This window comes from Protofrankia sp. Cas8, from assembly GCF_963555845.1.
In the GTDB taxonomy this organism is placed as follows: Bacteria; Actinomycetota; Actinomycetes; order Frankiales; family Frankiaceae; genus Protofrankia.
In genome coordinates this window covers 1-11,071 of sequence record NZ_CAUVXI010000183.1, presented here as the reverse complement: position 1 = coordinate 11,071, position 11,071 = coordinate 1, and the positions used below count along the sequence as shown (strand labels likewise).

Genomic DNA, 11,071 nt, shown 5'->3' with positions numbered 1-11,071 from the left:
GGCCGGCGCCGCCGGCGCAGCTTCGGGCGAGCAGAGCGCCGGGGCGGACGCGAGCCGCATCCGTTCACGGTCACGCTCGGCGGTCATATAGCCTCCGAAAACCCAGGTCTGGCGAGCACGGTGTAGGGCGCAATGCAACGCAACGCCCCCGCCCGATTCGGCTCAGCGACGTCGCCCGGATTCCGGCACGCACCAACCTCACGGCCTCGGGCCGGGCCGCACACGGCAGAGCAACACCCGGTATGGCGTCGAGCAGCGGTGCGGAACGACGGAACGACAGGACAGCGGATGAGGGGCATGGCGTCATCACTCTGCCGCCATGCAAGCCGACTGTGCTCACGAACCCGCGGCTTGTAACGTTTCCGTAACCGAGTCGTCCCGGGCCGACACAAGCGGAACCCCTGGCCGGGCGGACCGACCACGCTGCGTCCCTGTTGCCGGGCGCTCTATGCTTCCACGTGTGTTGCTGAGCCCGCATGAGCAGGAACGGCTGCTGATCCACGTCGCGGCCGGCCTCGCCCGGGAGCGACGAGCCCGCGGCCTGCGGCTCAACTACCCCGAGGCGACCGCCGTCATCACGTCCTTCCTCCTGGAGGGCGCGCGTGACGGGCGTACTGTCGTCGATCTGATGACGGCCGGTCGCAGCGTACTTACCCGCGAGGATGTCATGGACGGCGTCCCCGAGATGCTTGCCGATGTCCAGGTCGAGGCGACCTTCCCGGACGGCACCAAACTGGTGACCGTGCACCAGCCGATCCCGTGAACGGCGTCAGGCCGGGCGAAATCCGCCACGGCGACGGCCCGGTGGAGATCAACCCGGGGCGCCCCATCCTGACCCTGCGGGTTCGCAACCTCGGCGACCGTCCAGTCCAGGTTGGGTCGCACTACCATTTCGCCGCGGCCAATCCGGCGCTGGACTTCGATCGGGACGCCGCCTGGGGGCACCGGCTCGCCGTACCCGCCGGCACCGCCGTCCGCTTCGAGCCCGGGGTGGACCGCGAGGTGGACCTGGTGCCGCTCGCCGGCCGACGGATCGTACCGGGCCTGCGGGCCGAATCGGCCGGCCCGCTGGACGCGGCCGGGTCGAACACGGCCGAGCCGGACGGGACAGGGCCGGACGGGACGGGGCCGGACGGGACGGGGCCGGACGGGACGGGGCCGGACGGGACGATCCGGTGAGCCGGTATCTGGACCGCGCGCGCTACGCCGACCTGTATGGTCCGACGGTCGGTGACCGCATCCGGCTGGCGGACACCGACCTGTTCATCGAGGTGACCGAGGACCGCAGCCGCGGCCCGGCCGGCGCCGGCACCGGTGACGAGGCGGTGTTCGGCGGCGGCAAGGTGATCCGGGAATCCATGGGGCAGGCCCTGGCGTCGCGCGCGGAAGGTACCCCCGATCTGGTCATCACCGGCGCGGTCGTGCTGGACCACTGGGGCGTGGTCAAGGCCGACATCGGCATCCGGGACGGCCGGATCGTGGCGCTCGGCAAGGCCGGCAACCCCGACACCATGGACGGTGTCCATCCCGACCTGGTGATCGGGCCGGGTACGGAGATCCTCGCCGGAAACGGGAAGATCCTCACCGCGGGTGCGGTGGACTGCCACGTGCACCTGATCTGTCCGCAGCAGGTCCCCGAGGCCCTCGGCGTCGGCATCACCACGCTGATCGGCGGCGGCACCGGGCCGGCCGACGGCACCAGAGCTACCACCGTCACCCCCGGCCCGTGGAACCTCGCCCGGATGCTGTCGGCGATGGACACGCTGCCGGTGAACGTCGTCCTGCTCGGCAAGGGCAACACGGTGGGTGAGGCCGCGCTGTGGGAGCAGCTGCGCGGCGGTGCCGCCGGCTTCAAACTGCACGAAGACTGGGGGTCGACGCCCGCCGCGATCGACGCCTGTCTGCGGGTCGCCGACGCAGCCGGAGTACAGGTGGCGCTACACTCCGACACGCTCAACGAGGCCGGTTTCGTCGAGGACACCCTCGCCGCGATCGCGGGGCGGGCCATCCACGCCTACCACACCGAGGGTGCCGGCGGTGGCCATGCACCGGACATCATCACCGTGGCCGCGGCACCGAACGTCCTACCGAGCTCGACGAACCCGACCCGGCCGCACACGGTCAACACCCTCGACGAGCACCTCGACATGCTCATGGTCTGCCACCATCTGAACCCGACGGTGCCCGAGGACCTGGCCTTCGCCGAGAGCCGGATCCGGCCGTCCACCATCGCCGCCGAGGACATCCTGCACGACCTCGGCGCCATCTCGATGATCGGTTCGGACTCGCAGGCCATGGGACGCATCGGCGAGGTCGTCCTGCGGACCTGGCAGACCGCGCACGTGATGAAAGCGCGGCGCGGCGTGCTGCCCGGGGACGGCCGGGCCGACAACGCCCGCGCCCGGCGTTACGTCGCCAAGTACACGATCTGCCCGGCCGTCGCGCACGGCCTGGACGCCGAGATCGGCTCGGTGGAACCGGGCAAACTCGCCGACCTCGTCCTCTACGACCCCGCGTTCTTCGGCGTCCGGCCATCCGTGGTCATCAAGGGTGGATGTGTCGCCTGGGCGGCGATGGGCGACGCCAACGCGTCTATCCCGACTCCGCAGCCGGTGCTGCCGCGGCCGATGTGGGGGGCTGCGCCCGGCCCGGCGGCCGCATCCTCGCTGACGTTCGTCGCCCCGGCCGCCCTCGACGACGGTCTGCCCCAGCGGCTCAACCTGGCCAAGCCGATGGTTGCCATAGCCGACGTGCGCCGGCGTGGCAAGGCCGACCTGCCCGAGAACACGGCGACACCCGACATTCGGGTCGACCCGGAAACGTTCACCGTGAGTATCGACGGGGATGCCGTCGACGCCGCGCCCGTGGCCGAGCTCCCGATGGCCCAGCGCTACTTCCTGTTCTGATCACCATTCTGATCACCGTTCCGATCACCGTTCCGACAGCCGCCCGGAAGGATCCTGGATGCCAGCTGCGAGCCGGGCGGCGTTGCTGTTACTGGCGGACGGCCGGCTACCAGCCGGTGGACACGCGCATTCTGGCGGTATCGAGGCCGCGGTCGTCGATGGCAGCGTCCGCGATCTCGACGATCTCGAGCGGTTCCTGCGTGGCCGCCTGGCTACCGCAGGCCTGGTCACCGCCACCTTCGCCGCGGCCGCCTGCCGGTCCTACCCAGCGCCCGGGGCGCTCCTGAACAGGATCATCATCGAACTGGACGCGGAGCTCGACGCGCGGACGCCGTCACCGGCGCAACGGTCCGCGAGCCGCGCACAGGGTCGTGCGCTGCTGCGTGCGGGTCGCGCGGCCTGGCCGGGAATGCGCTGTCCGATCCCGGCGCCGCACCATCCGGTCACGTTCGGTCTGGTCGCCGCGCACGCCGGCATCTCCCCCGCCGACGCTGCGCTCGCGCTGGCCTATGGCGTGGTCAGCGGGCCAGCGGCGGGCGCCATCCGCCTGCTCGGCCTGGACCCCCTGGCGGTCACCGCCGTACTCGCGTGCCTGGCGGCCGATCTGGAGCGCACCGCCGCCGAAGCCGCGGCATCCTGCGACCGCCTGCCCGCGGACCTGCCTGCGCTCACCGGACCGCGCCTGGACCTCCTCGCCGAGCGCCACCGGGCTGCCGCGGTCCGCATGTTCGCGTCCTGACCCGATCGGCCGACCCGATCGGCCGACCCGGCCTGCGTTCCATCCGCCGGCCAACCTGAACGATCTTTCGAGGTTTGTGCGATCAACAAGACAACTATCGGCGCACAAACCTCGAAAGATCGCTAGGAGTCGGCGGGACGACCTGCCGCCAGTGCTCGGCGGGACAACCGATCGGCGGTGCGGGTGGTTTCCGGTAGACGGTGACGCGGCGTGAGATCGAGAATGCACTGACATGCCGTATCCAGGTCGATGCGGTGCCCCACGGAGACGAAGACCTCCTTGACACCCGTCTGGGTACGCAGCGCCCGGCCGACCGTGTCACCGCCGTCGACAATCGGCGACCACGAGCCCCGCTGGACCCCCGGGCGACGGTAGTTTCCGATGAACGACGTTTTCGCGACGCCGACCGTCGGCAGGTCGAGCGTGACCCCAAGATGGCAGGCGAGCCCGAACCGGCGTGGGTGCACGAGGCCGTAGCCGTCGCAGACCAGCAGATCCGGAGGATTGCCGGCAGGGAGCTCCGCCCACGCAGCCAGCAACGCCGGCAGCTCGCGGAAAGACAGCAGACCCGGCACGTACGGGAAGGCGGCCCGGCCCGCGGCGGTGGCGTGACCGATCGGCTGCCAGTCGGGAGCGGCCAGCAGGACAACCGCACCGGCGACGCGGTCGGTGGCCGTGTCATAAGCAACGTCAAAGCCCGCCACAGTGTGTACCGTGCGCGGCCCCGGGCCCACCGCGTCCACCTGATCGCGCAGCTTTTCCTGGATGGCTACCGCGTCCTCGATCCGCATCGGTTCTCCGCCCCGTCAGCCACGGTCCACGTCGACGGCCACGGCCACGGCCACGGCCACGGCCGAACGATGTGATTCTGATGCTGGCCCCACAGCATCAGAATCACATCGTTACCTGGGCTCGTCCGCCCGCAGGGCCGGATGTCGAGTGCGAGTGCGAGTGCGAGTGCGAGTGCGATCCTGAGAAGGTGTAGCGATGCATGTCGAGCACAACCTTCAGGCATCCCCTGCTGGGGGCGGCGCTGCGGGGAACGGTCCGACCCGGGCGGCACCGATCGGCCGGGCGGTGCGGATCGGGATCGGCGGGCCGGTCGGCAGCGGTAAGACCGCGCTGGTCGCGGCGCTGTGCCGGACCCTCGGCGAGACGCTGCGGATCGCGGTCGTGACCAACGACATCTACACCACCGAGGACGCCGACTTCCTGCGCGCGGCGGGCGTGCTCGACCCGACGCACATCCGTGCGGTCGAGACGGGCTGTTGCCCGCACACGGCCATCCGTGACGACATCACCGCGAACCTCGATGCTGTCGAGGATCTGGAATCGGCTTGCGGGCCGCTTGACCTGATCTTCGTCGAGAGCGGCGGAGACAACCTGACCGCAACCTTCAGCTACGGCCTGATCGATCGGCAGATCTTCGTCGTCGATGTGGCCGGCGGCGACAAGGTACCCCGCAAGGGCGGTCCTGGGGTGACCGGCAGCGACCTGCTCGTCGTCAACAAGACCGACCTCGCCCCGCTGGTGGGCGCGGACCTCAGCGTCATGGCCCGGGACGCCGAACGGGTCCGGCGCGGGCGCCCGGTGCTGTTCACCTCGCTTGCCGCCGAACCGCAGGCGGCGGCGGTGGCCCAGTGGGTGCTGCTGCAATGTCCACGACCGGCGCCGGAGCCGGGGCCGACTCCGCCTCCAGGTCCAGGCCCAGGCCCAGGCAGACGGATCTGAACACGTTGGAGGCGACAGCCACGAGCGACCGCACCGGCCGGACGTCGATCAGCGCACACGCGGCCGTCCAGGTCGATCCGACACCGGACGGCGGGATCCGGGTGAGCGAGCTGCGGTCACAGGTACCGCTGGTGCTGCGCCGCACCGGCACGACGGACAGCAGCTGCGGCTCCGATGCCCTCCCGCACGGGTACCTACCGACTGCGACCGTCCATCTGGTGAATGCGGCGGCCGGTCCGCTGGCCGGTGACCGGCTGCGGCTCGACATCAGCGTAGGAGCCGGGGTGGCGTTGGTGCTGCGCACGGTGGCTGCAACCGTGGCCCTACCCGGCCGCGGGGACCACTGCGGTAGCAGCGATGAGAACGAGAGCGGCCATGGGAACCGTGCGGACCCGCCGTCGTTGTTCGACGTACGCGCCGACGTGGGGCCGGATGCGGCGCTCGCGTACCTGCCCGAACCGACCGTGGCCGCCCGCGGCTGCCGCCACCACATGCGGGCGCGCATCCGGCTGGCGTCAACCGCCCGGCTGCTGTGGCGGGAGGAAATCGTCCTCGGACGTTTCGGTGAACCAGCGGGCTCGATCTCCTGCGCACTGCACGTCGACGTCGACGTCGAGGGACAGGGACAGGGACAGGGACGCAACGGCCACAACCGGGAGGGCCACAACCGGGAGGGCCACAACCGAGAAGGTCGTAGCGGGATGCTGCGCCCGCTCCTGCGCCAGGAGCTGTGCCTCGATCCGGGTATGCCCGGCCTTGACGGGCCGGCTGTCCTCGGTGGCGCCCGCGTGACCGGTTCGCTGCTGATCGCGGGCCCCGGGCCGGACGGGCTCGGGACCGCCCCGGCGGTCACGGACACCTTCGCCCTGCTCCCCCTGGCCGGGCCGGGGGTTCTGATCAGCGCGCTGGCACCCGACGCGGTCGCACTCCGCCAGGCTCTGAACACGGGCCGAACCATGGTCGCCCGCTGGTGAGCGGCGGTGCGATGCCCACGGCCGTCAGGCCGGCGGCGGGGCCGCGCCCTCAAGCGGAAACACCAGGCAGGTGCTGCTCGCGGTGGCGAGTTTCCTGCCGTCGGCGCCGCAGACATCCCCCTCGGCGAAGACAATGCGGCGACCAGGTCGGACGACCCAGCCGTGCGCGGTCAGGCCGCTCGGGCGACCGTCAACCACCTGGATCGGCCGCAGATAGTTGACCTTGATCTCAATGGAGGTGTATCCGAACCCGGCTGGCAACGTGGTGTGCACGGAACAGCCCGTGACCGTATCCAGGAGAGTGCAGACAAGACCGCCATGTATCATGCCAATCGGGTTGTATGCGGATTCGTCCGGGGCACAGTGAAAAACAACGTCCCCCTCGGCAACCGCACCGATCCCGAAATCAAAATGCATGGCGATCGGCGGGGGTGGGACCACGCCGTCACGCATCGCCAGGAGGAAGTCAAGACCGCTCATGGTCCGCCCCATCGCAGCAGTGATCATTGGATCATGCCAGGTGATTGTCTTACTGCGGGGCTCGCCCCACTCAACAGCCGGTGGGCGCGGCTCAGTCGTAGTCATGGTCGCTAGATTAAAGCGCCCCAGCCCTGCGATGCCGCACCCTTATTGTCGGTCGCTTTTTGTGGTCAGCGCCTCACACGGGCCACGGCTACGGCTACGGCGGCCCGGGCAACCAGGTATAGTTATGGACATTTCCGTCACCGAACAAGCCCACTAGAAGACTGAGTGCAACATAATCAGCGAATGAGCAGGATCCGCGGAAGCGAGCACCCCGCCGCCACCCGAGAGGTTCTCCTCGCCGCCGCGCGGCACCGATTCGGGACCCAGGGGTACGCGGCGACCGGCACCGAGGAGATCGTGGCCGACGCGCAGGTGACGCGTGGGGCGCTTTATCATCACTTTCGCGACAAGGCTGATCTCTTCGGCGCGGTGATGGAACAGGTCGCCCTCGAGGTCGCCGAACAGCTCGTCACCACCGAGCTCAAGCGCGCCACGGACGAGCCGGCCACCGACGCCTGGGAGCAACTGCGAACCGGCTTCCAGTCTTTTCTCGACATCTGCACCGACAGCGACTTCCAACGTATCGTGCTGGTCGACGGCCCGGCGGTACTCGGCCACGACGCGTGGGACGTCCTGGTCGAACGGCACGGCTACCGCCTGCTCGCTGAATGGCTGAGCAAGGCGATCGACGACGGGCGGATCGACCCGCTGCCGGTCGCGCCCCTCACCCGGGTGTTGGCGGCCGTCCTGTCCGAGGCGAGCCTGTTGATCGGCCGGGCCTCGGAACCCGCGAAAGTCCGACGTGAGGCCGGCGAGGTTCTCGATCGGCTACTCGTCGGCCTGGAAGCGAAAAAGTAACGAAAACAAGAAGGTAGCGAGAACGTTGCGAGCCGGCCACCGTCGAGGTGGCCGGCTCGCAACGTGGTGCCAAGCGGTGGCGGTAGTGCCAGGCGGTAGTGCCAGGCGGTAGGGGACGAGCCGTCCCTGAAACGCAACGCGCAGGTATCGCGCCTCGCGCCTCAGACGCTGCGCATGGCCCGCAGGGACTCCTTCAACGACGACGTGGTGGCAAGCACCGCGGAGGTCTCGTACCCGCAGTGAGCCATGCAGTTGGCGCAGCGGGGGTCCTTACCCCGACCGTAGGCGTCCCAGTCAGTGGTCTCCACCAGCTCCTTGTAGGACGACACGTAGCCGTCGCTCATCAGGTAGCACGGCTTCTGCCAGCCGAACAGCGAGTAACTCGGGATACCCCAGGCCGTACACGAAAGATCGCGCTTGCCCTCCAGGAAGTCCAGGAAGATCGGCGAGTGGTTAAGCCGCCACTTCTCGCGCCGGCCGTCACCGAAGACCTTGGCGAACAACTCGCGGGTCTGCGAGACGCCGAGGAAGTGCTCCTGGTCGGGCGCCTTCTCATACGCGTAGGCGGGCGAGAGCTGGATCTGGTCGACCTTGACCTCGTCGTTGAGGTAGGACAGAACGTCGATCACGTCCTGCGGGCTGTCGTTGTTGAAGAAGGTGGAGTTGGTGCCCACCCGGAAGCCGGCTGCCTTGGCCGCGGCGATCGCCTCGATCGCCTCGTCGAACGTGCCCGCCTTCTCCACCACCGTGTCGTGCCGCTCGCGCAGCCCGTCGATGTGGACGATGAAGGTGAAGTAGGGCGACGGTGTGAACTTCGCCATCTTCTTGCGGAGCAACAGCCCGTTAGTGCACAGCAGGACAAACTTCTTGCGGGCGATGAGCTGACGGACGATCTCGTCGAGCTGCGGGTGCATCAGCGGTTCACCACCGGCGATCGCGACCACCGGTGCGCCGCACTCCTCCACCGCGGCCATGGCGTCCTCGACGCTCATCCGCTGCTTGAGTACGGACGCAGGGTGCTGAATCTTGCCGCAACCGGTGCATGACAGATTGCAGGCGAACAACGGCTCAAGTTCGAGAACAAGCGGAAAGTGCTTACGACGCAGCACCTTCTGCTTGGCCAGGTACATCCCGATCCGCAACGAGTACCGCCACTCCACCGCCACGGCAATACCGCCCTTCGGCGTCGACGTCGTGCGGCCGGACGGCCGCTCCATCTCGACAACATACAGGGTGTACGTACAGCTTGTATGTTCGTCGAGAACGTTGGATCGGCCACTTCTCCCCGTCCTACCCGGCCGGCCCCGACCCGCATTGGACATCCGTCACCGCAGGTCAGCGACCTAGTCGGAGTTTTAGACCAGAAATCCGGACGGAGCCGTGTCGGGATCCGGACAGCGGGAAGTAAACGATCACCACAGGGCGACGGCACCGGACCGGCAGGCCCAGCGACCCCCAGCCGCGGCCCGACCAGGCCCGGCCCACGGTGGCGCCACCCGGGCCTGACGGGGACATGCCCGGCAGGCATTGGTCCTGCGTTCCACCGCCGGTCGGCGTTGCGCCGCCGGTGTTGGACGAACGTCACATCGCCCGCCATAAGCTGGACATCGGCCCCAGGCGCGCGCCGTGGTAGCAACGGTCTGGCCTTCGCAACCCCGCCAGGAGTGACGCAGGCCATTCCCAGGCCGCCCAGGTTCGCCAAATCCGCGACATCAGGCCGGGTATGACCGACCCCGCGGCAAACCGAGCGGCGATTGTGTGTAGACCTGACGGGTGAGTCCCGAACCGGCCAACCAATGGCTGTCCCCGGCGACGCCTAACATCGGCGAAAAAGACAGTGGGCAGCAGCGCGGAGGTCACATGGGGTTGGGCACGCGTTGCAGGCTGAAGGCGGGCGTATGACGCGAAGCGGGCACACGGTCACGCACCTGATCGGCGGGCGGTTCCGGCTGGTCGAACGGCTCGGCTCGGGCGGGATGGGGACGGTCTGGCGGGCCGTCGACACCGGCACCGGTGTCGAACGTGCCCTCAAGGAGATCCGCATTCCTGACAACCTCTCGGCCCAGGACCGCGAACTGCTGATCGAACGTGCCCGCCGCGAAGCGCGCAACGCCGCCCGGCTCGGTGCCCATCCCCATGTGGTCACCGTGTACGACCTAGTCGAGGACCACGGTGCGCAGTGGATCGTGATGGATCTGGTCCCAGGACGTTCGTTGGCGGCGGTGATCGCGCAGGACGGTGCGCTGGACGAGCCCGAGGTCGCCCGGATCGGTATCGCGCTGCTGGACGCGCTCGTGCACGGACACCGCAAAGGAGTTCTGCACCGCGACGTCAAACCGTCGAACGTCCTGATCACCGCTGACGGTACCGTCAAACTCGCGGACTTCGGCGTCGCGGCCTACGAGACCGATCACCGGATCACCGCGGCCGGGGGCGTGGTCGGCACACCCGCCTATATGGCTCCAGAACGTATCCGCGGGGATGAGGCCGGTCCGGCCAGCGATCTTTTCTCGCTCGCGACGACCCTGCTGCATGCGGCGGAAGGCGTCTCCCCGTTTGGTCGGGATACCACCTTCGCGACCATGCACGCGGTCGTCTACGAAGGGCCGAGCGCGCCGATGCGCGCAGCCCGGACCTTTTCGATACTCCAACCGATTCTGGCCAAGGATCCGTCCGCTCGGCCCACGACGGAACGGATTCGCCGCCAACTACAGGCCGTCGTCTCGGCGCCGGCGACAGAACCGCCCGCACGACCGGCCCCGGTTCCGGTAGCCCCACAGGCAGCCCCCCAGGCAGCCCTACCGGACATGCCCCGGGAAGCGCCACCGGTGGCGAGCCCGAACGCCTGGCCGACGTCGAACGCGTTCTACGAGGCGCCGACCATGGTTGCCAACGTCGCCGGCGTCGCCAACGTCGCCGGTGGGACCGCCATCGGCGAGCAGGATGGCGATGACCTCGACACCGTCGGCCTGGAGGTCCTGACCTCCGGAGTGCCGAGGCCACGCCGGCCACGATCACAGCCCGACATCGACCCGGCCACGATCGAACAGCCGGTATGGGTCGGTCCGGACGCGCGGCAGGCCGCGAACGGTTCCGGGAAGGCCGCGCGCCCGGGCAAGGCACGGGCGTCCCGGCGGGGCCTGCTGCTCGCCGCCGTCGCCGTCGCCGGTCTGGGCGCCGGCGCCGGATCGGCGGCCTGGGCTGCCCGCCGGATCGGCCGGCCGGCCACCCCCGCACCACAGACGGTGGACCTGGGTCCGCTCGCGTTCTGGCTCCCGGGAAAGCCCGACGTCGAGTTCGCCGGCTCCTTCATCGCCGACCACAACGGTTATTACCGC

Annotated in this window: 11 protein-coding genes; 8 read left to right on the top strand and 3 right to left on the bottom strand. The window is 69.3% G+C overall.

What is annotated here, in order from left to right:
• The first annotated feature begins 460 nt into the window (after positions 1 to 460).
• Genes U9977_RS21150 through U9977_RS21135 form a run of 4 tightly spaced genes read left to right on the top strand, consistent with a single transcriptional unit; the run spans position 461 to position 3,645 of the window.
• Positions 461 to 763, top strand: coding sequence for an urease subunit gamma (locus tag U9977_RS21150; RefSeq protein WP_322751029.1), 303 nt, complete (start codon positions 461 to 463; stop codon positions 761 to 763).
• Positions 760 to 1,179: an urease subunit beta gene (locus U9977_RS21145; RefSeq protein ID WP_322751028.1), complete on the top strand. Its 420-nt coding sequence runs from the start codon at positions 760 to 762 to the stop codon at positions 1,177 to 1,179. The genes U9977_RS21150 and U9977_RS21145 overlap by 4 nt, the downstream gene beginning before the upstream one ends.
• A complete protein-coding gene (locus tag U9977_RS21140) occupies positions 1,176 to 2,906 on the top strand; it encodes an urease subunit alpha (RefSeq protein WP_322751027.1) in 1,731 nt (576 codons plus the stop codon). The genes U9977_RS21145 and U9977_RS21140 overlap by 4 nt, the downstream gene beginning before the upstream one ends.
• A 58-nt stretch (positions 2,907 to 2,964) precedes the next feature.
• A complete protein-coding gene (locus U9977_RS21135) occupies positions 2,965 to 3,645 on the top strand; it encodes an urease accessory protein UreF (protein WP_322751026.1) in 681 nt (226 codons plus the stop codon).
• 122 nt (positions 3,646 to 3,767) lie between these two features.
• On the opposite strand, the gene U9977_RS21130 is transcribed toward U9977_RS21135, so the two are convergent.
• On the bottom strand, positions 3,768 to 4,436 hold the full coding sequence (locus tag U9977_RS21130; RefSeq protein ID WP_322751025.1) for an endonuclease V: 669 nt from the start codon (positions 4,434 to 4,436) through the stop codon (positions 3,768 to 3,770).
• A gap of 196 nt (positions 4,437 to 4,632) precedes the next feature.
• On the opposite strand from U9977_RS21130, the gene ureG reads away from it, so the two are divergent.
• Together ureG and U9977_RS21120 are read left to right on the top strand one after the other, a co-directional pair.
• Positions 4,633 to 5,376 (top strand): urease accessory protein UreG, encoded by a 744-nt coding sequence (gene ureG, locus U9977_RS21125; RefSeq protein ID WP_322751024.1) that lies wholly within the window; start codon positions 4,633 to 4,635, stop codon positions 5,374 to 5,376.
• Positions 5,377 to 5,381: 5 nt separating this feature from the next.
• Positions 5,382 to 6,350, top strand: a complete 969-nt coding sequence (locus U9977_RS21120) for an urease accessory protein UreD (RefSeq protein WP_322751023.1) — start codon at positions 5,382 to 5,384, stop codon at positions 6,348 to 6,350.
• A gap of 24 nt (positions 6,351 to 6,374) precedes the next feature.
• Here U9977_RS21120 and U9977_RS21115 read toward each other — a convergent pair whose 3' ends face one another.
• Complete coding sequence (locus tag U9977_RS21115; RefSeq protein ID WP_416210724.1) at positions 6,375 to 6,935, bottom strand: PaaI family thioesterase; 561 nt, start codon at positions 6,933 to 6,935, stop codon at positions 6,375 to 6,377.
• A gap of 183 nt (positions 6,936 to 7,118) precedes the next feature.
• Here U9977_RS21115 and U9977_RS21110 point away from each other — a divergent pair, with 183 nt between their 5' ends.
• Positions 7,119 to 7,733: a TetR/AcrR family transcriptional regulator gene (locus U9977_RS21110; RefSeq protein ID WP_322751021.1), complete on the top strand. Its 615-nt coding sequence runs from the start codon at positions 7,119 to 7,121 to the stop codon at positions 7,731 to 7,733.
• Positions 7,734 to 7,894: 161 nt separating this feature from the next.
• Here U9977_RS21110 and hpnH read toward each other — a convergent pair whose 3' ends face one another.
• Entirely contained in the window at positions 7,895 to 8,899 is a 1,005-nt protein-coding gene (hpnH, locus tag U9977_RS21105) for an adenosyl-hopene transferase HpnH (RefSeq protein WP_322751030.1), read from the bottom strand.
• Between the two features lie 732 nt (positions 8,900 to 9,631).
• On the opposite strand from hpnH, the gene U9977_RS21100 reads away from it, so the two are divergent.
• A partial coding sequence (locus tag U9977_RS21100; RefSeq protein WP_322751020.1) for a serine/threonine-protein kinase occupies positions 9,632 to 11,071 on the top strand: 1,440 nt, incomplete at its 3' end.